The sequence below is a fragment of the Flavobacterium sp. genome (assembly GCF_043760115.1).
Lineage (GTDB): Bacteria > Bacteroidota > Bacteroidia > Flavobacteriales > Flavobacteriaceae > Flavobacterium.
Genome location: NZ_JAYUPK010000086.1, coordinates 84,504 through 108,073, shown reverse-complemented (window position 1 = coordinate 108,073; position 23,570 = coordinate 84,504). Strand labels below are relative to the sequence as shown.

Genomic DNA, 23,570 nt, shown 5'->3' with positions numbered 1-23,570 from the left:
CAATTTATTCCATTCAGAGGGAAGGACTTTTTAGTCCTTTCTTTTGAAAAATAATTCATTTATTTTTACCCAGTTGCATTTGTAACTTGAATTCAGCAGTAGTAAAATGGTAAGAGAAAAAATTTATGATTTAATTGCTTGGAAAGATAAGTCAACAAGAAAACCTTTACTAGTAAATGGAGCAAGACAAGTTGGTAAATCTTGGTTGATTAGACATTTTGGGTTAACTAATTTTAAAGGTAAATTAATTGAAATTAATCTTGAGAAAAGTAAAAATTTACATATCATTTTCCAAGCAGATTTTGATGTTAAAAGAATTATTTTTGAATTGAACTTAGCTTTAAATACTTCAATTGTACTAGGTGAAGATTTATTATTTATTGATGAAATTCAAGCTTGTCCAGAAGCGTTGGGTTCATTGCGTTACTTTTTTGAAGACATGCCTAATTTGCATGTAATTGTTGCAGGTTCATTATTGGATTTTGAATTTAGAAATCAACCTTTTCCTGTTGGTCGAGTTGAAATAATGAATCTTTATCCAATGACATTTTATGAGTTTTTGAAAGCTAGAAACAAGAAAAATTTAATACAATTATTAGAATCGTCATACGATGAAGTTCCAGAGACGGTAAATCATTTTTTTGAAGATGATTTTATGCTTTATCTAATTATTGGCGGAATGCCAGAATGTGTAAAATATTTTGTAGAAACTAATGATTTATTGGGCGTAAAGAATATTCAAGATGATTTATTATACAGTTATGAGCAAGATTTTAAAAAATATCAACCTAATATTAATTCAGACTGTTTATTGGATATTTTAGAAAATGGAACTAAATATATTGGAAATCAAATTATTTACACCAAATTATCACAGCGATTTACAAGTCCAACGGTTAAAAAAGGTGTTGACGTATTGCGAACTGATAGATTATTATATAGTGTTCAAAATGTTTCCGTTGGTAGTTTACCATTAACAAGTTCTGGAAAACAGTTTAAATTATTTTTTTTAGATGTTGGCTTATTGCTTAGAAAAAGTAATCTTGATTATCAAAATTTATATTTAAAAAAAGAATTATCAGCAGCTTTTAAAGGAATGCTTTCTGAGCAATTTGTTGCACAACAACTTATTGCACAAACAGAACAGAAAACTTTTTATTGGGCAAGAACAGAGTCTGGAGCGAGTTCTGAAGTAGATTTTGTTATTTTAAAAAACAATAAAATTATTCCAATAGAAGTAAAATCTGGAAAAAGTGGTTCGCTAAAAAGTTTGCATTATTTGTTAGACAATAATCTAAATATTGAGAAAGCTATAGTTTTTTCGGAAGCTAAACGTGGAAAAAACGAAAAAATAGAGTTTATACCAATATATTGGGCTGGAAAATGTTAAATAAATTTGCTGTTAATGTTCAATTTTTGTATATTTGAGTGAGTTTAATTTAAAATTAATTTATCGATTTTTTTATATTTTATGACAAGAGCAGAATTCATCGAAAAAAACAAACATCTTTTTTGGTACATCAAGAAAGAAGCAATTCCAAATATTGGGAACGAAGTTTTGGTAGAATTTATATTTAATTATGGTACTTGGCAAGATGTAAAAGATTTAATTAAAATTATTGGACATCAAGAATTAAAACGTGTTTACGACGAAATAACAGATAGAAAAGTTGGTAATTATCCTCCAGAAATTTATAATTATTTAGGTTTAATAATACGAAAATATGCATCTTGAAATTTTAAGTAAAGAACAAATAGACTTATTACCATTAATTTCTCAGTTTAAAAGAGAATATTATTTGGTTGGAGGAACTGCAATTGCATTACATATTGGTCACAGAGAATCTATAGATTTTGATTTGTTTAAATTAGCAGATTTACGAAAAAATGATATTTATAAAAAAGTTACAGCATCTAAATTTGGCTATAAATTTGGATACGAAAATTATGAACAATTAAATCTAATTATAAATCAAGTTAAATTCACTTTTTTTTCATTTCCACATAAATTACCAACAAATGCAGAAATAAAAGGAATCATAAAAATGCCTGATTTGTTAACTTTGGCTGCAATGAAAGCATTTGCCTTGGGCAGAAGAGCAAAATGGAAAGACTATTTAGATTTATATTTTATACTTAAAGACTTTTATTCCATTAAGGAAATTGCAAATAAAGCAACAGAACTTTTTGGTGAAATGTTTTCTGAAAAATTATTTAAAATGCAATTAGGTTATTTTAAAGGTATTAATTATGATGAAGAAGTAACATTTTTAATTCCAAATCCACCTTCTGAAGATGAAATTAAAACGTTTTTATCTGAAATAAGTCTTTCTGGATTGAATGATTGAATCAAAATCTGAAATCAAAAATCGTTCATCAACAATCAAATATCACTATTTCCTCTCACCAATTTGCTGACGCCACATGGCATAATACAATCCTTTTTCTAACAGTAAATCATCATGCTTTCCTTCTTCGATAATCTTACCTTGTTCTAAAACAAAAATTTTGTCTGCATGCATAATGGTTGACAATCTGTGTGCAATCAAAATGGTGATTCTATTTTTATCAGAAATGGTTCGTATGGTTTCATTAATTTCTTCTTCGGTAATTGAATCTAAAGCCGAAGTTGCTTCGTCAAAAATCAATAAATTAGGATTTCGTAAAATGGCTCTTGCAATAGAAAGTCGTTGCTTTTCGCCACCAGAAACTTTAATTCCACCTTCGCCAATGGTTGAATTTAGTCCATCTTCGGCACGTTTTAATAAATTTTCGCAACTCGATCTGTGCAATACATCAAGCAATTCTTCATCAGTTGCGCTTGGTTTTACAAACAATAAATTCTCACGAATTGTTCCAGAAAAAAGTTGTGCATCTTGGGTTACAAATCCTAATTGCTGACGTAATTGTAATAAATTAATCTCGCTAGAGTTGGTGTTATTATACAAAACTTCACCAATTGCTGGCGGATACAATCCAACGAGTAGTTTTACTAAAGTAGTTTTTCCAGATCCAGAAGGTCCAACAAAGGCAATAGTTTCGCCTTGTTTTATATTGAAACTAATATTTTCTACCGCAGGATGTTTCGCTGTTTTATGTTTAAAACTTACATTTTTAAATTGCAATGATTCAATACTTTGAAGCGATTTTGGGTTTTGTGGTTTGTACTCTGATTTTGCATTTAACAATTCTTCAAAGTTTTCCATTGATACTTTGGTTTCGTTTTTTACAATTATAAACGCACTCAATTCTTGCAATGGTCCAAAAATAAAGAAAGTAAAAAACACCATTGTCAATAAATCACCTACCAGAATTTTATCACCAAATAAAAAATAATACAAAGCAAAAACTACACAAGTTCTTAAAAAATGAACTGTTGTACCTTGAATAAAACTCAAACTTCTAATAAATCTAATTTTTTGAAGTTCTAATCCAAGAATTTTTTGAGTATTGTTATTTAAACGATCTTCTTCTTGTTTTGTCAATCCCAAACTTTTTACCAATTCTATATTTCTCAAACTTTCTGTTGTAGAACCAGCAAGCGAATTGGTTTGTGTAACAATTTTTCTAGAAATAACTTTTATTTTTTTTCCTAAAATAGAGCTTAAAACTGCAATAATTGGAGCAGCAATTAAGAAAATTAATGATATTCTATAATCAATTCTTGAGATGTAAATGATGACAAAAATAAATCCAACAACTGTTTGAAAAACAAGTGAAATAGAAAGTGTAATTAGTTTTTCAGAATCGATTCTAACTTTTTGTAATCTACTCAAAGTTTCGCCACTTCGTTGGTCTTCAAAATCCTCATAAGGTAAGTCTAATGATTTTTTAATTCCGTCAGTATACATTTCTGCACCAGTACGTTGAATAACAATATTTGTAAAATAATCTTGAAAATTTTTAGACAATCTAGATATCATTGCTGCGCCAAGTGAAAGCATTAGCCAAAAACCTACTGCTTTTATAAATCCAGTTTCGTTGCCTTTATATTTAGCAATGCCAACACCACAATCTTGCATTAATTTACCAGTAATTATAGAATCTGATAAACTAAAGCAAATGTTTATTGCTGCCATAAACAAGGCAATTAATAATAAAATTTTATGTTTTTTGAGATAAGAAAAAAGTAATTTCATTTCAATTTTTTAGAAATGCAAAAGTAAGAAATTTATATTTTCAATAGTTTTATAATTGATAAATACTTTCTATTATTGTATTTTTGAAAACAAATAGATTAGTATGCAATTTACCACTCCAATAGTCATTTTAAAAAGTAAAAATTTAATTGATTACAATTCTAAAATTGTATCTATTGGTTCTTGTTTTGCAGAAAATATGGCATCAAAGTTTGACTATTTTAAATTCAATACTATAACAAATCCGTTTGGGATAATTTTCAATCCAGTTTCTATAGAAAATGTATTTTTTAGAGCAATTAATGAAATTGAATTTACAGAAATTGATGTTTTTTTTCATAACGAACGTTGGCAATGTTATGAAGTTCATTCGATTTTAAGCAATCAAAATAAAGAAGAATATCTTTTAAATTTGAATCAGATTTTGATCGATTTCAAAAATCATATTCACACAGCTTCTCATTTTATAATTACTTACGGAACTTCTTGGGTTTATAGACTTCGACATTTCGACAGTGCTCAATACAGGCAAGCTCAGTCTGATAAGAATATAATTGTTGCAAATTGTCATAAAGTCGCTCAAAATCAATTTGATAAAGAAATATTATCTGTAGAAATTATTAAAAAATCTATAAAAAATACAATTGAATTAGTTCAAAAAGTCAATCCAAATTGCAATTTTATTTTTACAGTTTCTCCTGTTCGTCATATAAAAGACGGATTCGTAGAAAACACTCAAAGTAAAGCGCATTTAATAAGTGCCATTCATTCTTCCATCTTCCATCTTCCATCTTCAAACTATTTTCCTTCTTTCGAAATTGTGATAGACGAGTTAAGAGATTATCGCTTTTATGCGGAAGATATGTTGCATCCAAACCAAATTGCCATAGATTATATTTGGGAAAAATTCTTTTTATCACAAGTTTCAGAAAATATTTATCCAATAATGAGTGAAGTTTGTAACATCCAAAAATCGCTTCATCACAAACCTTTCAACCCAAATTCGGATAGTCATAATAAATTTTTAGACAATTTAAAATCTAAAGTTGACGCTATCAAAAAAACACTTCCAAACATAGAATTTTAAAAATACGACATTTTACGTATTTTATCACTTTTGATTTAGCTATAGGTTTGTCCTGTAACTAAATCATTTTTTTATGCTTAAAACTAAACACCTTTTTTTCTTAATAACCTTTTTTATTTATTCCTCAAATAGTTATTGCCAACGTCCAATTTTAACTGATGAAGAAGTTGTTGCAGAAACTGTAACTAAAGAAATTAACGAAGTCTTTCAATCGTCAGATTTTCTTAAAAAGAAAAATAAAAAATTTGATACTGTTATCGGAACAATGACTGTAGACATTGGTGTAATTCAAAACGGAAAAGTCTCCACATTCTTTAAAGTAGATTCAGATATAAAAGACATTGACTTTATCAATTTTATGTCCAACTATATTTTAGACCATAAATTTCAATTTAAACTTCAAAAAAGACAGCGTTATAAAATTCGCTATTCAATAACTTTTTAAATATTAACCATCCTAAAAACGCAAAACAATGAAAAAATTATCATTATTTATGTTGACCATTTGTATAATGGCAACGTATCAAAGTCAGGCACAATTTGGAAAACTTCTAGGAAAAAAAGACAAAACCAAAACAGAAGAAACAGATAAAAAAGCTGAAGAACCTAAAAAATCATCTGGAAAAGGAAGTAAAAAAACTGGAGATTTCACAACAGTTTGGGCATCAGAATTTGACAATAAAGCTAATGTGTTGGCATTTGTAACTCAATCTAACAATTTTATTATTGGTACAGATACAAACTCGGCAACAATGCTAGATGGAGAAGGAAAGCAATTGTGGAGTGGCGATTATAAAAATTTAACCACCAATAAATCTAATAAATGTGAAATTCAATATTTAGTTCACGGAACTAAAAACGGATACCTTTTTCTATTTGATAAAAAAATGGGAAAAGACAAAGTGTCTATTTTAGAGATGGCATCAGGAAAAGAATTATGGAACTCTGAAGAATATCAAAATCTGGTTCCTAAAGGTTCAAATGGTGACGAAGGTCAAGGTGAAGGCGAACTAGAATCGGTAAAATTTATTGATGAAATGGATGCTTTTTTAATCTCTCAAAAAGAATCTGTAATTCTTGTAAAAGCTAATACTGGAGAAAAAATTTGGGAAACCAATCGTTTTAAAGGAGCAATTGGAAAATACATTTACAATAAAGAAAAGAACGAAATTGTAATGATAAATTATAAACCAACTTTGTTTGGTGCGATTTTCGCAGGATTTAAAAATCAAATTGTTAGAATTAATGCTTTAAATGGTGATGTAATTTGGGATCAACCTTATTTTGGATTTGTAGAAAAAGAATTAGTAACCAGAAAAGCAATAGTTGATATTTGGATAGATAAAGGCAAAGTATTTTTATATTTAAATGGTTTAACAGTTTATGATTACGCTACAGGAAAAGTAATTTGGAAAGCGCATTATGATACCGAAATGGAAGCTAGAACTGGTAGAAAAATGTTTTATAGAACAATCGCAAATCCACTTTTTACAGATAAAGCAGTTTATCTTGCCATGGAAGGCGGAAGAAATAAAGTAAAATATGTTGAGAAATATGATTTAGAAACTGGAAAACTACAATGGACATCAGAGAAAATAACTGGTGCTTTTTGTATGCCAAATATGTATTTGGCTGGCGATAAAGTTATGGTTCAAGTTGGAGGAAAATTTCAAGTGCAAGAATATAGAAAAGAAACTAAAACATCTGTTGGCGTTGGTAGTTTTGCTGGTGGATCAACTGTAGAATGGGTTCCATACATTTATTGGGATTACAAAGCTCAAAAAAATAGTGTTTTAGCTCTTGACGAAAAAACAGGCACAACAGCTTGGCGATCAGAAAAATTTGATAAAAGAATTACAGATTTTGTTCTAGACGGAACAAAAACACTTTTTGTTGGTGATGGCGATGAATTTTACAGTTATGATATAAAATCTGGAACACAATTGTTTGATGTAAAACATGGCGATGCTGGCGTTGGAAAAGCTACAGATGTAATTGATTTTAATGAAAATGTTGTGGTTCTGTCAGAAAAAGGATTGGCTTGTTACAGTAAAAAAGATGGAAAACGAGTTTATGCTACTGAGAAAATTAAAGGTGTAGATTATTTTTATAAAAAAGGAGAAAACTATTTTTTAAGAGACCAAAGAAACAGTAAAAATATTATTTACGGAATTGATATGACCAATGGCGATGTAAAAGGTTCTGTTCAATCTAAAGGAAAAGGTGGCACACCAGAATTTGGAGATGGCATTGCAATTACTAATGATGGCGAATATATTTTTACTTTTCAAGGAAAGAAAGTAGAAAAAATAAAAGTAAACAATTAATGCGTTTTTAGTTGTTAACAGGAAGGTTGTGAAATTCGTTTTGCAACCTTTTTTAAATATAATTTTAAAACAATAACTTTATGATTTTTGTATTGATAAGTATCGTTTTTTTGTTGTCAGTTGTATTATTTTATTTGATTTATCAAATGAGTAGTATAAAAATAGAGCATTCTAAAACAGTTTCTAATTTAGAATCTGTAATTCATCAATTGCTTAATGAACAGAAAAAACAATCGTCAAACTTAAAATTATCTGATGAATTGAAAGGTAAATTAGTAAAAGCCAGAGTTTCTATAGACGAAAATGTGATGGATTTACAAAAAGATTTAATTTCTATAATTGCTAAAAATAAGTAAGAATTCTTAATTATTTATTAAAAATGCTTAAGTTTATGATTCCTAATAATTTTCTATGAAGAAATTATACCTAACTCTTTTTCTTTTAACATCATTTTCTATTTTTTCTCAAGTTAATATAGAGAAAGATAGTTTGCTAAATATAGCCAAATCATCAAAAAACGATTCTATTGTAATTGATGCTTATACAAAGCTATTTTTAAATGAAGTGTATGCTAATGTTTCCAACTCTGCTCAATATTATAATGCTATTTTTAAAATTGCAAAAAATAAAAACTCAAATTATGCTTATGCTAAAGGATATATTTTAAAAGGCATAAAAAGTGATGTTTCAGGCAAACTAGACAGCTCACTTTATTATTATAAAAAATCGTTACCTTTTTCTAAAAAATGCAAAGCAACTTCAATGGAAGGTTCTGCTAATAATAATATTGGGCTTTTATTATGGAATCAAGGTTATTATTATGAAGCGCTGTTAAAATTTAATGAAGCATTAACATTATTTGAAAAAGCCAAACGAAAAGATTTGCAAGGAAATGCGTTAAGTAATATTGGATTAATTTATGATGAAATAGACGATTTTAAAAAATCTGAATACTACTTGCTTAAGGCATTACAAATTAGAAAAGAAAACAATGATCAATACGGCTTGTCTGTTTCTTATATAAATTTAGGAAGTTTGTATAACGATTTAAAAAACTATGATTTAGCATTAAAAAATTACAAACTCGGTATTTCTATCAAGCAAAAAGAAAATGATTTACTTGGTATTGCTACTGCAAACACTAATATGTATACTACTTTAATGATTTTAAAAAGGTATGAAGAAGCATTCAAATCATTGCAAACTGCCGAAAAAATATGTATAGAAAATCAAGCAGAATCTAATATTCTTGAAAATGTTTACATTGGTTTTTCAGAATATTACTTAAAGATTAATAATATTTTAAAAGCTAAAGAATACAACAATAAATTATTTGAAGTGAATAAAAAAACAAACGACATTCAACGATTATCAAGTTTTTATGAAACACAATCTAAAATTGCAATGGCTGAAAAAGTGTACAATATTGCTTATTTTTCTTTACAAAAAAGCGATTCATTAAAACACATAACTGACGGAATTGAACTTAAAAAATCTATTAATTTATTCGAAGCCAAATACCAATCTGAAAAAAAAGAGAAAGAGATTTTACAGATAAAAAATGAATTATTTAAAAAGGAAATTCTAACTAAAAAGAAAAATACATTATTAATTATAATTTCTGTAATTACATTATTTGTTATAGTATTAGGATATTTATTTTACAGACAACAAAAACTAAAAAACAAGCAGCAAGAGCAAGAATTTAAACTAAAATCCGCAATAAAAGAAATAGAAAATCAAAATAAATTACAAGAGCAACGCTTGTCTATTTCAAGAGATTTACACGATAACATTGGCTCTCAACTTACTTTTATTATATCATCTGTAGACAATGTAAAATACGGATTTGATATTAATAATGACAAGCTAGAATCTAAACTAACCAACATTAGCACATTTGCCAAAGATACAATTGTAGAACTTCGAGATACTATTTGGGCAATGAATTCTAATGAAATTACCTTTCAAGATTTAGAAAATAGAATTAATAATTTTATAGAAAAAGCTAAAGAAGTAAAAGATAAAATTAGTTTTTCATTTGCTACAGATGAAGATTTGAAAGCTAAAAAATTAACTTCCGTAGAAGGAATGAATGTGTACAGAACTATTCAAGAAGCAATAAATAATAGTATTAAATATGCTGATGCCGATATTATTTCTATTACTATTAAACAAGTAAATTCTAAAACAAACATTTTTATAAAAGACAACGGAAAAGGTTTTGATTACGAAACAATTGAAAAAGGAAACGGTATAAATAATATGAAAAAACGCATTGAAGAAATAGGTGGAAATTTCAATTTATCATCTTCTAATGAAGGAACTAAAATTGAAATTATGATTTAATTTATTTTCTAAAACAGATTACAAAATACGTATAAATACGTATTTTATATGATTTAAAATTACTCTAATTTTACACTTAAATAATAAGTTATGATAAAGTTAGCCATAGTAGACGACAACTCTTTTTTAATAAAAGCCACACAAGAAAAACTTTCTTTTTTTGAAGATTTCGATTTAAAGTTTACCGCTTTTGACGGAAAAAATGCTTTAGAAAAAATAGAGAAAAATCATAACTTAGATATGATTTTGATGGATATAGAAATGCCAGTAATGAACGGAATTGAAGCTACAAGTATTATTAAAAATAAATATCCTCAGATAAAAATTATAATGCTAACAGTTTTCGATAACGACGAAAATATATTTAATGCTATAAAAGCTGGAGCAGATGGTTATTTACTAAAAGAGGTAAATCCTAAAGATTTACATCAAGGAATTCTAGAAACATTAAATGGTGGCGCCACAATGACACCATCAATTGCAATGAAAACGTTAAAATTATTTAGAAATCCAATCGATTTTCAATCTAATCTTAGTCAAGAAGAAATAAATTTAACACCACGAGAGATTGAAGTTTTAGAACAATTAAGTAAGGGTTTAAAATACAATTCTATTGCAGATAATTTATTTTTATCTGTAGGAACAATTCGCAAACATGTTGAAAACATTTACAATAAACTTAAAGTACACAATAAACTAGAAGCCATTCAAAAAGCTAAAAACAATAATTTGATTTAACTTTTTTTAATTTAAAGATTTTATTAAAATACGCTTTTTAGCGTATTTTTTTGTTTAATAAAAAAACCAAAATTTGCCAAATAACCTTAATCAATTTACAAATGAAAAAATTAATTATTACCGCATGTTTTTTAGCAGCATTTACCAATTTAAATGCACAAAGTTTTACAGAAGGAACTAAAGTAGCGCAAGTTGGAATTGGACTTGGAAGTGATTTTGGAACTCCAATTGGAGCAAGTTTTGAGTATGGAATTTCAGAAACGTTTGGAGTTGGTGCATACATTGGTTATGCAAGCAAAACCTATCCAGTTTTTACTGATTCTTATAAAGTAACAAGCACACTTTTTGGAGCCAGAGGAAATTATCATTTTTATACAGAAGATAAAATTGATGTTTATGGTGGTGCTATTTTAGGATATAATTCAGCCTCTGCAAAATGGGAAGGAAATAACAATTCACCTATTTTAGCAACTTATGGTGGAGTTGTTTATGGTGGAGTTGTTGGCGGAAGATACTATTTTACTGAATCAATTGGTGCATTTGCAGAAGCTGGTTATGGTATTGGTTATCTAACTGTTGGAATTGTAGCCAAGTTCTAAATGTATTTTAAAACAAAAAATGAAGTTTCTTAAAAATACGCTTTTTAGCGTATTTTTTTGTGTTTAAGTGTAACCTAGATTTGCCTTATAACTTTTAAAAAACAATAAAATGAAATCAAAAAAATTATTTTCAAAGATTGCGGTAGCAATTACATTTTTATTTGCATTGAATGCCAATGCCAATAATGTTCAAATTACAGGAACAACAATTGTTGGATCCAATGTAACATTTAATATTTCTTGGGACAACAGTTGGAATGCCAGTGTTGCTCCAAACAATTGGGATGCTGTTTGGGTTTTTATTAAATTTCAAGATTGTAATACACGTTTGTGGGCACACGCAGGTTTAAGCACGCTTGCAGCAGATCATTCCACTTCTTCTCCATTACAAGTCGATGCAGTTGCTGATGGTCGTGGCGTTTTCATTCGTAGAAGTGCTGTTGGTGGAGGTTCAGTTACCTCAACATCAGTAACTTTAAAAATGACAATTCCAGCAGGAACGTTTAATTATAAAGTTTTTGGAATAGAAATGGTAAATGTGCCTCAAGGTCAATTTCAAATTGGTGATGGAATTAGTACATCAACTTTTAATAGTATTAATATAACAGCAACTTCACAATCTGGTGGATTAACATCAGCAACTTTAGGTGGTGCAGCTACAAATGTTCCAGCAACTTTTCCAATGGGATTTAACTCTTTCTATTGTATGAAATATGAAATTTCTCAATTGCAATATGTAGAATATTTAAACTCTTTAACGTACACTCAACAAGCTGCTCACGTTGCTAATGATCCAATTGGTGCTATAGGAACTTATGCAATGTTTGGAGGATTTGCTTATAGAAATGGTGTTAGAATTATAACCTCAGGAAACAATGCAGCAACACCAGCAGTTTACGCTTGCGATGGAACTGCAGGAGTAGAAAATAATAGTGATGACGGACAAGGAATTGCAATGAATAATTTGAGTTGGAGTGATGTTTCTGCTTATTTAGATTGGGCAGCTTTAAGACCAATGACCGAATTAGAATATGAAAAAGTATGTCGTGGTCCAGAAACTAGAATCGTTGGAGAATATCCTTGGGGTTCAGTAGATATTAATCCTGTTCAAAGTTATAATGCAGGAGTAATTAATGATTATTTAGGAAATGAAACCTTTACACCTGCAACAAATGGTAGTTGTGTAGTTGCTTCTGGTAACGGAAGTGGATTGTATGGTCCATTAAAAGTTGGTGTTTTTGCAACAGGAAGTTCAGGTAGAACATCTGCTGGAGCCGCCTATTATGGAGCAATGGAAATGGCAGGAAATGTAAGCGAAAAAGTGGTTGTAACAGCAAACGCAAGTGGAACAGCTTTTATAGGAAATAATGGAGATGGTACAATTACTGCAACAGGATTTGCAAATCAAACTTCTTGGCCAGATCCAACAACTGCAATTGGTATAGGATTTAAAGGTAGTGATTCTGTTAATGCTGCTGCTAGAGCAAGAACTTCTGATAGAGGTTTTATAACCACAGTTGATGCGGCTAGAGGTTATCTTTATGGTGGTCGTGGAGTGAGATAATAATCTAATTTGAAAGAAATGTTTTTAAAATAAAATCCTTTCTAAATCAAAATTAATAACAATTTTAAAATCAAATTAGATGAAAACAACTAAAAATTATATAGTTGTATTCTTAATCATCTTGTTATCGCATTTATCATCGTTTGCTCAATACAATGGAGGAAATTCCTCTGGTTCTTTCTCAGAAGAATTGAGCGTAACATCTTGCGGAATTCCGGCAAATTTTAATGCCTATTTCGGAGGATTTAATGATGGTGCAACAATTGACGAATTAAGTAGTACAGCTTGTGGACTTCCTCCTTCGTTCTTTGCCTATCTTGGCGGAATGGATGATGGCGCCACAGTCGATGAATTATCGATAAACATTTGTGGATTTCCACCTTCATTTTATGCCTATTTTGGCGGAACTGATGATGGTGCTGCAACAGACGAAACTAGTATTGGAGTTTGTCCTTTTCCTCCTTCGTTTTACGCCTATTTTGGTGGTAACGATGACGGATTTGTAGTAGACAAAACAGCTCCAATTTGTCCAACAGAACCACCAGTTGCAAGTTTTACAGCTTCAGCTACAGAAATCTGCGTAGGTCAATCGGTAACTTTTACAGATACTTCTACCAACATTCCTTCGGGTTGGACTTGGATATTTACTGGCGGAACGCCTAATAGTGCAACAGTTCAAAATCCTGTAATAATTTATAATACACCAGGAAGTTATGCAGTAACTTTATTAGCTGCAAATTTTAATGGAACAAATACAATAACTTTAACTGGTTACATAAACGTATATGCTTTTCCAATTGTAACTTCAACAACTCCAGCTGCAAGATGCGATTCAGGAACAGTTACGTTAAATGCTACTACAAATGTTGGAACTTTAAATTGGTATTCAAATCCATCTGGTGGAAGTAGTTTAGCATCAGGAATAAGTTTTACAACACCAAGCATTTCAGCAACTACAACCTATTATGTAGAATCACTTAACGGAGTTTGTTCATCTGTAAGAACTGCTGTAATTGCAACTGTAAATACTACACCAACAATTACTTCAACAACTCCAAACGGTCGTTGTGATGCTGGATCAGTAATTTTAAATGCAACATCAAGTGCTGGAAATACTATTTGGTATAATGTTTCTACCGGTGGAACTCCTTTAGCTACAACTAATAGTTTTACAACACCAAGTATTTCAACAACTACAACGTATTATGTAGAAGCAACTTCTGGCGGATGTACTTCTCCAAGAACTGCTGTTATTGCAACTGTAAATACAACTCCAATAATTACTTCAACTTCTCCAAACAGTCGTTGTGATGCTGGAACTGTAACATTATCTGCTACAGCAAATTCTGGAACTATTAATTGGTTTGCATCTTCAACTGGTGGAACAAGTTTGGCAAGTGGAACAAATTTTACAACGCCAAGTATAGCAACCACAACTACCTATTTTGTTGAAGCATCAAATGGAAGTTGTACTTCTTCACGAACTGCTGTTACAGCAACAATAAATGTAACTCCAGGAATTATAGCTATTGGAAATAATAGCCGTTGTGATGCTGGAACTGTAACTTTATCAGCTTCTGCAAGTGCAGGAAATGTAGTTTGGTATGCAGATGCAACTGGTGGAACTGCTTTAGCAACAACCAATAGTTTTACAACTCCAAGTATTTCAACTACTACAACATATTTTGTAGAAGCAACAAACGGAAGTTGTGCATCTGGTACAAGAACTCCAGTAATTGCAACGATTAATCTTAGTCCAACAATAACATCAACAACTCCAACTACTATTTGTGGTGGTAATACATTTACCATTTCGGCAACTGCAAGTGAAGGAACTTTAGCTTGGTATAATGTTCCAGTTGGTGGAATTGTTCAAGGTTCAGGAAATAATTTCTCTTTAAGTAATTGGGGAACAACAACTACATTCTATGTGCAAGCAACTGATGGAAATTGTCAATCGGCAAGAATTCCAGTTATAGTTACTGTAAATGATAGACCATTTAACTCCACTTTAACTCCAGCAAATCGTTGTGGAACAGGCACAGTTACATTAGCTGCAACTTATACTGTTGGAACTATAAATTGGTTTGCAAATTCAAGTGGTGGAACTTCAATTGCAACTGGTTCTAGTTTCACTACTCCAAGCATTTCAACAACTACAACTTATTATGTAGAAGCTGAAAATAATGGATGTATTTCTTTGATTAGAACAGCAATTACAGCTACAGTTTTTGACATTCCAGTAGTTACATCAACAATTTCTGCAAGTAGATGCGGAACAGGAAATGTTCAATTACAAGCAACTTCTAATGTTGGAACTATAAATTGGTATGCAAATGCAACTGGTGGAACTTCACTAGCAACTGGTGGATTATTCAATTCGCCAAGTTTAGCAACTACCACAACGTATTATGTTGAGGTTACCAACGGAACATGTACTTCTGCAAGAACTCCAGTTACTGCAACAATTTACACAGCAGTTTCAGTTCTTTCAACAACTCCAGCAAGTAGATGCGATACTGGAACGTTAACATTAAACGCAACTACAGAAAGTTTTGGAACTTTAAATTGGTATGCAAATGCTTCTGGTGGAACTTCCTTAGCAACAGGAAATAATTTTACAACTCCAAGTATTTCAGTTTCTACAACTTATTATGTAGAAGCAACAAATGGCGATTGTACAACTTCTAGAATTGCTGTTACAGCTTCAATAATTCCTACTGCTGCACCAACTGGATTTAATAATCAAACATTCTGTGCTGGTGAAACTGTTGACTTAATTGTAGTAAACGGAACTAATATAATATGGTATGATGCCTCTTCTGATGGAACAATTATTCCAACAGGAACGTTATTAGTTTCTGGGACAACTTATTTTGCTTCTCAAACCATTGGAACTTGTGAAAGTCCAACAAGATTAGCAGTAACTATGACAACTGGTGGATGTTTAGGAACTAATTCATTTGATTTTAATCAAATACAATTGTATCCAAATCCTGTTTCAGATGTTTTGAAAATTTCAAGTACGCAAGAACTTTCTTCAATTGAAGTTCTAGATATGCTTGGAAGATCATTATTTAGAAAAAACAATACAACTTTTGAAACAGAAATTGATATGTCAAACTTACCAACTGCTACCTATTTGGTTCAAGTTAAAGTAGACAATCAAGTAAAAACGTATAAAGTTATTAAACGATAGTAAGTAGTTTTTTAGTTTTTTTCTTAAAACCATCTCCTTTTTTAGTGAGATGGTTTTTTATTATTGTTAGATTCTGTACTTTCGTATAAATTAAATGATTTATGACACCACCAATTTCATCCAATAATAAAACTTCTTTTTTTCAGAATTTGATGCAATTTCTAACCGAATCTCGAAAATGGGTTTTTGTTTTATTACTAGCAATAATCGTATATTTAGCATACCAATTATTTACTAAAAGTAGCGAAAATTCAACAGTCGAATATGATACCAATTTAATTCAACAGCAAATAAAAAATGTGGGAAAACTAGTTGTTACAGAAGGTCATTTTGCAGAAGTTATGACTTATAAAGATCAAAAAAAGTATTTAATGGATATGGTTTCCTTCGAAAAAAAAGCAATGGTTGTAATAAATGCAGACGTAACAGTTTCGTTTGATTTGAGTAAGGTAACTTATGATATTGATGCAAAAAACAAAACGCTAACCATTACAAATATTCCAAAAGAGGAAATTAAAATTTCGCCAGATATAAAATTTTACGATGTAGAACAAAGTACATTAAACGAATTTACAGGAAACGATTATAATAAAATAAACAAAATAGTTCGTGCCAATCTAGCAAAAAAAATAGAAAAATCAAGTTTAAAATCAAATTCGAAAAATAGATTAATTTCTGAACTTTCTAAGATTTTGGTAGTTACAAATTCAATGGGTTGGACATTACAATATAATGGAAATCAAATTCAGAAAGAAATAGATTTTAATTCAATAAAAAATTAAAAATCTAAATTAACATTTAAATTGAAAAATTAATTTTAATAAATTTTGTTTAACCTTTTATAAAAATTGTTAAACATTTTGTATATTTGTAAAAAATTAATTCAATATGAAAAACTTTTCCAGAGCGCAAATTAATGAAATGGATAAAATCAGAAGATTGAACCTAATTAATTCTTGCACTGGCTATAAATCTGCAAATTTAATTGTTACAAAATCATTATCTGGAATTTCAAATGTTTCTGTTTTTAGTAGCGTAACACACATTGGAAGTAATCCGCCAATGATAAGTTTCATCACTCGACCGCTTTCTGTAAAACGTGACACTTATAATAATATTAAAGAGAATCCGTATTTCACTATCAATCATATTACTGAAAATATAATTGAAGATGCGCATCATTCTTCAGCTAGTTACGATTCAGATATTTCAGAATTTAATAAAACAAATTTAGAAGAAGAGTATAAGTTGGGTATTGATATTCCGTTTGTACAAAATAGTCCTGTACAATTGTTATGCAAATATATCAACGAATATCACATTGTAGAAAATGATACCGTAATGATAATAGCAGAAATTGAAAATTTATTTTTTGATGAAAAACTATTACACAAAGACAACTGGTTACAGTTAGACAGAGCAAAAGTAATAACTATAAACGGATTAGATGGTTATGCTTTACCGCTTTTAATAGATAGATTTGCGTATGCAAAACCGAATGTAGCAACTAAATCATTACTAGAATATGGCACATAAAAAAGTAAATCTTCCCACCAAAATTTGTGTTACATGCGGATTACCTTTTGCTTGGCGCAAAAAATGGGAAAAAAATTGGGACGAAGTAAAATATTGTAGTGAGAAATGCAGAAGAAGTAAATAAAAATGAGTTGTGAGTTGTGAGTTTTAAAAAAACACGCAATTTTATAAAAATTATCACAACAAAAATTTAGAACAAAAACGGATTTGCGAGAACTAAAACTTAATGACCTTAATTTCCTAAACGGTTCAAAATAATTTTAACAAAAACTTAGAGACTTTGCGACAAACTATGAATAATCTAATATGGTTTAGAAACGATTTAAGAGTTCAAGACAACAACTCACTTTTTCAGGCGTGTAAAAATTCTGGAAAGGTAATTGGCGTTTACTTTTTAGATCCACGAAATTTTGAAAACAATAAATATGGTTTCAAAAAAACAGAAAAATTTAGAGCAAAATTCCTTTTGGAAACGCTTCGAGATTTGAAAAATAATTTGGCAGAAAAAAATATTTCACTTTTAATTTTTCACGATTTACCTGAAACTATTTTTCCAAAACTGGTTTCCGAATTTGAAATTTCAAATGTTTATTTACAGAAAGAATGGACAAAAGATGAAATACGAGTTAACGATTCGGTAAAAGAAAAAGTTCCAGATAGTAAATTTATAGAAGTTTACGATCAATTTTTGTTTCATCCAGACGATATTCCGTATCAAGATTTTAGTAAGCTTCCTGAAGTTTTTACAGAATTTAGAAAAAAATGCGAGAAAGAAAGTAAAATTCGACCTTGTGTAGAAATTCAGTCAAAAGCATTAGATAATTTAATTGAAACTTCTAACGAAATTCCGAGTTTAGAAGATTTAGGATTAGAATCATTTAAATTAGATAAAAATTCGGCTTTTCCTTTTCGTGGTGGCGAAAATGCAGCTTTGAAACGAATGGAAAATTATTTTTTTGAAACCGAAAATTTGTCCGAATATAAAAAAACTAGAAACGGATTGATTGGCGAAAGTTACAGTTCTAAATTTTCAGCTTGGTTGGCTAACGGAAGTATTTCTGCGCGAACCATTTACTGGGAAATTCAGAATTACGAGCGTGAAATTTGCAAAAACGAAGATACCTATTGGTTGGTTTTCGAATTAATTTGGCGTGATTATTTCAAGTACATTTCATTAAAACACGGTGAGAAAATATTTAAAATTGACGGAATTTTAGGCAAAGAATACGAATGGAAATCAAATGATAAAGCGCTTCGCCAATGGATAAATGGAAATACTCGTGAACCATTTGTAAACGCCAATATGATTGAATTACAAAGAACTGGCTTTATGAGTAATCGTGGCAGACAAAACGTTGCGAGTTATTGGGCGAAAGAATGGGAACAAGATTGGCGCGTTGCCGCATCCTATTTTGAAAGTATGTTGATAGATTATGACGTGCATTCGAATTATGGTAATTGGATGTATAATGCTGGTGTTGGAAACGATCCGCGAGATAGAAAATTTAATATAAAGCGTCAGGCAGAAATGTATGATGGCGATGGAAAGTATCAGAAGCTTTGGTTAAATCCTAATTTGTTTTAGTTTTTTTTACACGAATTTCACGAATTTTCACTAATTTATTGCGGTTATTATTTCACTAATTTCTCTCAATCTTGTCATTCTGACGAAGAGCTTGTCCGCCGCGGAGGAAAGAATCTCACCAAGCTTTTAGATTCCTACGGAATGACAAACTAAATGGATAATTAAAACCCAAACTTGTCAATCTGACAAAATAATAAAAAATATAAAATGAAAACACTTCGACTAATTCTAGGCGACCAACTAAACATAAATCATTCTTGGTTATCAAAAACGGATGATGATGTAGTTTACCTTATGGCAGAAATGCGTCAAGAAACCGATTATGTAAAACATCATATTCAAAAAGTTGTGGCATTTTTTCTATCGATGCGAAATTTTGCAACTACATTAAAATCCAAAAATCAACAAGTAATTTACTTTGAAATTACTGATGAAAACAATCCGCACGATTTAGAAAAATTGATTTCTCAAATAATCCAGCAACACAAAATATCAAAATTTGAATATCAGTTGCCAGATGAATTTCGATTAGATGAACAACTAAAATCGATTTGCAAAAACATAAAAATTGAATCGGAAGTTTTTGATACCGAACATTTTTATACAACACGTTATGAATTAAAAGATTTTTTTGAAGCAAAAAAGATGCTTTTGATGGAAAATTTCTATAGAATGATGCGTAAAAAACACGAAGTTTTAATGCGTGGTTCGCAACCTGTTGGCGATCAATGGAATTTTGATCACGACAATAGATTGAAATATAAAGGTCAAGTTCCAATTCCGGATGCGAAGATTTTCTCCAAAAATGTTGCTGATGTTATTGCGCAACTTGAAAAATCGGAAGTGAAAACTTTTGGAAATATAGATGAGAAAAACTTTGTTTGGCCAACATCTCGTGAGGAATGTTTAGTTGTATTGGATTATTTTTGCACGCATCTTTTAAAACATTTTGGCGATTATGAAGATGCTTCTCATACTGATGAAAAATTTCTTTTTCATTCAAGATTATCGTTTGCTATGAATTCTAAAATGCTTTCGCCAAAAGAAGTTGTGGATACTGTTGTAGATTATTATTTTAAAAACGAAGACGATATTACGATTTCTCAAGTAGAAGGTTTTGTGCGTCAAATATTGGGTTGGCGCGAATATGTTCGAGGCATTTATTGGAAACAAATGCCCGAATATGCTACTTTAAACAAGCTTGAAAATTACAATAAATTACCCAATTTTTATTGGACAGGAAAAACCAAAATGAATTGTATGCAAAAAGCGATTTCGCAAAGTTTGGACGAAGCATATGCGCATCATATTCAACGTTTAATGATTATTGGAAATTTTTCTTTGCTCACACAAATGCATCCAGACGAAGTTGACGCTTGGTATCTTGGTGTTTATATTGATGCCATTGAATGGGTAGAATTGCCAAATGTTCGTGGAATGAGTCAATACGCTGATGGTGGAATTTTGGCAACAAAACCTTATGTTTCCTCTGGAAGTTACATCAACAAAATGAGTAATTATTGTACCAGTTGTCATTATTCTGTTAAAGATAAATTTGGCGAAAAAGCGTGTCCGTTTAATACATTATATTGGAATTTTTTAGATGAGAAAAAAGAATATTTTGCCAACAATCAACGAATGGGAATGATGATGAATATGCTAAAAAAGATGAATCCTGAAGAATTGTATAAGATTAAAGTTAAAGCTAATGCGATAATTGGTGATTTGGATAGTTACTAAATTTCAAGCAAATTTTCACGAAATATTTTACTTTTAGATTTCACGAATTCTATTTATTAAAAATTAATGGGAATTCGTGAAATTCATGTCAACTAAAAATCAATTTCTAGGCAAAAAAACCAATTTACTAGAACTCTTAATAATCTCAACTTTATTCATTTTCATTTTTCTAAATTTTCCTTGCACAAATAATTCCGTTTGATCATTATAATGTTTGCTCATAGGATTTCCAGATTGTCCTGACGGCAAAATACTTACACTATTCTCAACATCAGAAAAATCTACAATTCGTCTAGTTGATGGTCCAGCTTTTACTTCATTTATTTTATTGTCAGAATAAGTAAAAATCATATTATTGATAACTTCATTTGCGCCAGCAACTTCATAAGGTCCAACATTAAAAAAACCACGCAATGCTTTAACTTTTCCAATCGGATGACCAATTTCTAATGAGTGCACTTTGTTCCAAGTCCAAGAATTTATTTCTTTTCCTAATTGATTTTCTAAACTTGAAATGGCTTCTTTAAATGATGTATTCAAAATTTCTTCACGCGTTTCTTTATGATTTTTTGTCTTCAAATTATCCCACCAAACAGAGTTTTCGTTCTGACTTTGAGTTGAAATAAGTTGTTTCATTATATGTGTTCCTAAAAAAGAATTGAAATCTTTTTCGCCCAGTTCATCTTGAAAGGTATTTTTCAAATAAAAGTAAACCCATTTGTTGAAAATTGTTGGCGCAATATCGTTTACATTATTAGTTGCTTTCCAATTTTTTAGAATTGTAGTCGCTTGCTTTTCATTTCCGGAAGCGTTTTTATTTAAAGTCAAAACCCATTTTAAAACAGTTTCTTGAGCAGTTGAAGACGTGTTATCCAAAGCCATTTTTTCAACATCATGCCTTGTCCAATTGTTTTTAGATTGCAATAAAGTATCAATTCTTGTAGCTCTATCTTTGGGTAAATAATATCCTGGATACAAATAATTATTTACTGCTTCTGTTTGATTATTAGACGAATAAACATAATTCCAAATAGGATTTAAAGCTTGTGGATTGTATAAAAAAGGAAGAAATTCTTTTTTATCATCGATATCATTTGTGCCACTCAAAATAAAATTAGTATTGACCGATTTAGGAACTTTATATAATTTTCCAGAAGTTGTCCAAGCGATATTATTTTGCGCATCGCCATACATAATGTTCAATCCTGGTGCGTGAATTAATTCAATTCCTTTTTTAAAATTATGAAAGTTTGTGGCATGAGAAAGTGAGTAAACGGCTTGCAGAAGTTGGTTTTTCTCTTGGGTATAAATCCAAAACATTGAAATTGGTTTCTCATTAGTCAAACCATCAACTAAACCATTCATTATTGGTCCGTTTTTGGTGATTTTTACCTTTAGTTTTATACTTGTACTGTCTTTAACTTTGATAATTTTAGTAATCGTTTTATAATTTTCGAAACCTGTTATTGTCTTGTATTGATTGGAATTATTTGGATTTTCTTCTTCTTGAAAAAAGTCTAAATCATCGTTTTCAAACATTGTTAAACCATAAGCGTAATTACGATTGTGACCTAAAAGTGGAAAAGGCGTTCCTGCCAAATGATAACCATACATTTCATAATTTGGCGTTATAATATGAGCTTCATACCAAGTTCCAGGTTGCGAAAAACCAATGTGTGGATCGTTTTCAAACAATACTTTGCCGCTTTTAGTTTTTTCACCACCAATTACCCAACTATTACTACCAATAAATGGCGGAATTGGTGAATTGTCTAAAATACTCGCAACCGATTTTGAAATCTCAGAATAATCAGAATAATTACCTTTAAAACTTTTTAATTGTTTTGTTCCAAGTGAACCATTAAGTGCGAAATCTTTAAGATATTCTGCACCAAATTTGTCGCGAATGTTCGTCAATAAAGGATCAGTTTTTTGAGCCATTGCAAAACTAAAAGACATATATCCAAAAATATTATAAACGTCTTTTATGGTTAGCTTTTGTTTTTCTATTCCTAATAAAGTAAATTCTATTGGTGTTTTTCCTTCCTCAATGTAATGATTTACACCATCAAGATAGGCCATTGTAAGTTTATAGGTTTCAGAATTTTTATCCAATTCTGAAATGGCTTTTTCTGATGCTTCATCAATTCCTAAACCTGCAAAAAATTTATCGTTTTTAAGCATTACCGAACCAAAAATTTCAGATAATTTTCCAGGCGCAATTCTTCGCATTAATTCCATTTGCCACAATCTGTCTTGTGCGTGAACATAACCCAATGCTAACATTGCATCTTTTTGCGAATTGGAATAAATATGCGGAATTCCAAAATCGTCAAAGTAAACGGTTGTAGCTTTTTCAATGTTTTTCAATAGAATTTCGCCTTCATAATTGGGTTTGGAATACTGTAAATAACAAAAAATAAAAACTACAAATAGTACAACTAGAAACACTAAAACTTTAAAGCCTTTTTTTACAGATTTCATTTTAAAAATTAAATTGCATCAAATGTAAAAATAAACTTTTTATGTTTAAATAATTTTTTGTTTTACGATTAAAAAAGTCGTATTATTTGAAAAGCTCAGTTTATCTTGGTTTTTATAGAAAAAAATCAGTTGATAACTTTTTTTTGAATATCCTCGCAAAGGCGCTAAGAATATGACTACTTAAACTTTGCGACTTTGCGACTTTGCGAGAATATTAAAGCAC

The 23,570-nt window shown here is 30.0% G+C and carries 19 protein-coding genes; 17 read left to right on the top strand and 2 right to left on the bottom strand.

Going from position 1 to position 23,570, the window contains the following annotated elements; genetic code table 11:
• Positions 1-106: 106 nt before the first annotated feature.
• From ACH2BC_RS07755 to ACH2BC_RS07745, 3 genes are all read left to right on the top strand, one after another.
• Positions 107-1,390, top strand: a complete 1,284-nt coding sequence (locus ACH2BC_RS07755) for an ATP-binding protein (protein ID WP_395053422.1) — start codon at positions 107-109, stop codon at positions 1,388-1,390.
• 81 nt (positions 1,391-1,471) lie between these two features.
• Positions 1,472-1,735, top strand: coding sequence for a hypothetical protein (locus ACH2BC_RS07750; protein WP_395053421.1), 264 nt, complete (start codon positions 1,472-1,474; stop codon positions 1,733-1,735).
• Positions 1,725-2,348, top strand: a complete 624-nt coding sequence (locus ACH2BC_RS07745) for a nucleotidyl transferase AbiEii/AbiGii toxin family protein (RefSeq protein ID WP_395053420.1) — start codon at positions 1,725-1,727, stop codon at positions 2,346-2,348. The genes ACH2BC_RS07750 and ACH2BC_RS07745 overlap by 11 nt, the downstream gene beginning before the upstream one ends.
• Before the next feature lie 45 nt (positions 2,349-2,393).
• Here ACH2BC_RS07745 and ACH2BC_RS07740 read toward each other — a convergent pair whose 3' ends face one another.
• Positions 2,394-4,139 (bottom strand): ABC transporter ATP-binding protein, encoded by a 1,746-nt coding sequence (locus ACH2BC_RS07740; protein ID WP_395053419.1) that lies wholly within the window; start codon positions 4,137-4,139, stop codon positions 2,394-2,396.
• Between the two features lie 103 nt (positions 4,140-4,242).
• On the opposite strand from ACH2BC_RS07740, the gene ACH2BC_RS07735 reads away from it, so the two are divergent.
• From ACH2BC_RS07735 to ACH2BC_RS07670, 14 genes are all read left to right on the top strand, one after another.
• The gene (locus tag ACH2BC_RS07735; RefSeq protein ID WP_395053418.1) at positions 4,243-5,226 is read left to right on the top strand and encodes a GSCFA domain-containing protein; all 984 of its coding nucleotides are present in this window, start codon (positions 4,243-4,245) and stop codon (positions 5,224-5,226) included.
• Between the two features lie 73 nt (positions 5,227-5,299).
• Positions 5,300-5,671: a hypothetical protein gene (locus tag ACH2BC_RS07730; protein ID WP_395053417.1), complete on the top strand. Its 372-nt coding sequence runs from the start codon at positions 5,300-5,302 to the stop codon at positions 5,669-5,671.
• 28 nt (positions 5,672-5,699) lie between these two features.
• On the top strand, positions 5,700-7,553 hold the full coding sequence (locus ACH2BC_RS07725; protein WP_395053416.1) for a PQQ-binding-like beta-propeller repeat protein: 1,854 nt from the start codon (positions 5,700-5,702) through the stop codon (positions 7,551-7,553).
• Positions 7,554-7,699: 146 nt separating this feature from the next.
• Positions 7,700-7,909 (top strand): hypothetical protein, encoded by a 210-nt coding sequence (locus tag ACH2BC_RS07720; RefSeq protein WP_395053415.1) that lies wholly within the window; start codon positions 7,700-7,702, stop codon positions 7,907-7,909.
• Positions 7,910-7,964: 55 nt separating this feature from the next.
• Positions 7,965-9,902: a tetratricopeptide repeat protein gene (locus ACH2BC_RS07715; RefSeq protein WP_395053414.1), complete on the top strand. Its 1,938-nt coding sequence runs from the start codon at positions 7,965-7,967 to the stop codon at positions 9,900-9,902.
• A 90-nt stretch (positions 9,903-9,992) separates the two neighbouring features.
• A complete protein-coding gene (locus ACH2BC_RS07710; RefSeq protein ID WP_395053413.1) occupies positions 9,993-10,640 on the top strand; it encodes a response regulator in 648 nt (215 codons plus the stop codon).
• Between the two features lie 101 nt (positions 10,641-10,741).
• On the top strand, positions 10,742-11,239 hold the full coding sequence (locus ACH2BC_RS07705; protein WP_395053412.1) for a hypothetical protein: 498 nt from the start codon (positions 10,742-10,744) through the stop codon (positions 11,237-11,239).
• A gap of 109 nt (positions 11,240-11,348) precedes the next feature.
• Positions 11,349-12,803, top strand: coding sequence for an SUMF1/EgtB/PvdO family nonheme iron enzyme (locus ACH2BC_RS07700; protein WP_395053411.1), 1,455 nt, complete (start codon positions 11,349-11,351; stop codon positions 12,801-12,803).
• 79 nt (positions 12,804-12,882) lie between these two features.
• Positions 12,883-16,002 carry a T9SS type A sorting domain-containing protein gene (locus ACH2BC_RS07695; RefSeq protein WP_395053410.1) on the top strand — a complete coding sequence of 1,040 codons (3,120 nt, stop codon included), beginning with the start codon at positions 12,883-12,885 and terminating at the stop codon, positions 16,000-16,002.
• A 152-nt stretch (positions 16,003-16,154) separates the two neighbouring features.
• Positions 16,155-16,784 carry a DUF4230 domain-containing protein gene (locus tag ACH2BC_RS07690; protein ID WP_395053425.1) on the top strand — a complete coding sequence of 210 codons (630 nt, stop codon included), beginning with the start codon at positions 16,155-16,157 and terminating at the stop codon, positions 16,782-16,784.
• Between the two features lie 106 nt (positions 16,785-16,890).
• Positions 16,891-17,538: a flavin reductase family protein gene (locus tag ACH2BC_RS07685; protein ID WP_395053409.1), complete on the top strand. Its 648-nt coding sequence runs from the start codon at positions 16,891-16,893 to the stop codon at positions 17,536-17,538.
• Positions 17,528-17,662 (top strand): DUF2256 domain-containing protein, encoded by a 135-nt coding sequence (locus ACH2BC_RS07680; RefSeq protein ID WP_395053408.1) that lies wholly within the window; start codon positions 17,528-17,530, stop codon positions 17,660-17,662. The genes ACH2BC_RS07685 and ACH2BC_RS07680 overlap by 11 nt, the downstream gene beginning before the upstream one ends.
• A 168-nt stretch (positions 17,663-17,830) precedes the next feature.
• Positions 17,831-19,123, top strand: coding sequence for a DASH family cryptochrome (locus ACH2BC_RS07675; RefSeq protein ID WP_395053407.1), 1,293 nt, complete (start codon positions 17,831-17,833; stop codon positions 19,121-19,123).
• A 207-nt stretch (positions 19,124-19,330) separates the two neighbouring features.
• Positions 19,331-20,863, top strand: coding sequence for a cryptochrome/photolyase family protein (locus ACH2BC_RS07670; protein WP_395053406.1), 1,533 nt, complete (start codon positions 19,331-19,333; stop codon positions 20,861-20,863).
• A 99-nt stretch (positions 20,864-20,962) separates the two neighbouring features.
• Here ACH2BC_RS07670 and ACH2BC_RS07665 read toward each other — a convergent pair whose 3' ends face one another.
• The gene (locus ACH2BC_RS07665; RefSeq protein WP_395053405.1) at positions 20,963-23,347 is read right to left on the bottom strand and encodes a penicillin acylase family protein; all 2,385 of its coding nucleotides are present in this window, start codon (positions 23,345-23,347) and stop codon (positions 20,963-20,965) included.
• Positions 23,348-23,570: the final 223 nt, after the last annotated feature.

Coding starts and splice junctions, on each gene's coding strand:
- ACH2BC_RS07755 (WP_395053422.1), top strand. CDS start 107: ATGGTAAGAGAAAAAATTTATGATTTAATTGCTTGGAAAGATAAGTCA.
- ACH2BC_RS07750 (WP_395053421.1), top strand. CDS start 1,472: ATGACAAGAGCAGAATTCATCGAAAAAAACAAACATCTTTTTTGGTAC.
- ACH2BC_RS07745 (WP_395053420.1), top strand. CDS start 1,725: ATGCATCTTGAAATTTTAAGTAAAGAACAAATAGACTTATTACCATTA.
- ACH2BC_RS07740 (WP_395053419.1), bottom strand. CDS start 4,139: ATGAAATTACTTTTTTCTTATCTCAAAAAACATAAAATTTTATTATTA.
- ACH2BC_RS07735 (WP_395053418.1), top strand. CDS start 4,243: ATGCAATTTACCACTCCAATAGTCATTTTAAAAAGTAAAAATTTAATT.
- ACH2BC_RS07730 (WP_395053417.1), top strand. CDS start 5,300: ATGCTTAAAACTAAACACCTTTTTTTCTTAATAACCTTTTTTATTTAT.
- ACH2BC_RS07725 (WP_395053416.1), top strand. CDS start 5,700: ATGAAAAAATTATCATTATTTATGTTGACCATTTGTATAATGGCAACG.
- ACH2BC_RS07720 (WP_395053415.1), top strand. CDS start 7,700: ATGAGTAGTATAAAAATAGAGCATTCTAAAACAGTTTCTAATTTAGAA.
- ACH2BC_RS07715 (WP_395053414.1), top strand. CDS start 7,965: ATGAAGAAATTATACCTAACTCTTTTTCTTTTAACATCATTTTCTATT.
- ACH2BC_RS07710 (WP_395053413.1), top strand. CDS start 9,993: ATGATAAAGTTAGCCATAGTAGACGACAACTCTTTTTTAATAAAAGCC.
- ACH2BC_RS07705 (WP_395053412.1), top strand. CDS start 10,742: ATGAAAAAATTAATTATTACCGCATGTTTTTTAGCAGCATTTACCAAT.
- ACH2BC_RS07700 (WP_395053411.1), top strand. CDS start 11,349: ATGAAATCAAAAAAATTATTTTCAAAGATTGCGGTAGCAATTACATTT.
- ACH2BC_RS07695 (WP_395053410.1), top strand. CDS start 12,883: ATGAAAACAACTAAAAATTATATAGTTGTATTCTTAATCATCTTGTTA.
- ACH2BC_RS07690 (WP_395053425.1), top strand. CDS start 16,155: ATGCAATTTCTAACCGAATCTCGAAAATGGGTTTTTGTTTTATTACTA.
- ACH2BC_RS07685 (WP_395053409.1), top strand. CDS start 16,891: ATGAAAAACTTTTCCAGAGCGCAAATTAATGAAATGGATAAAATCAGA.
- ACH2BC_RS07680 (WP_395053408.1), top strand. CDS start 17,528: ATGGCACATAAAAAAGTAAATCTTCCCACCAAAATTTGTGTTACATGC.
- ACH2BC_RS07675 (WP_395053407.1), top strand. CDS start 17,831: ATGAATAATCTAATATGGTTTAGAAACGATTTAAGAGTTCAAGACAAC.
- ACH2BC_RS07670 (WP_395053406.1), top strand. CDS start 19,331: ATGAAAACACTTCGACTAATTCTAGGCGACCAACTAAACATAAATCAT.
- ACH2BC_RS07665 (WP_395053405.1), bottom strand. CDS start 23,347: ATGAAATCTGTAAAAAAAGGCTTTAAAGTTTTAGTGTTTCTAGTTGTA.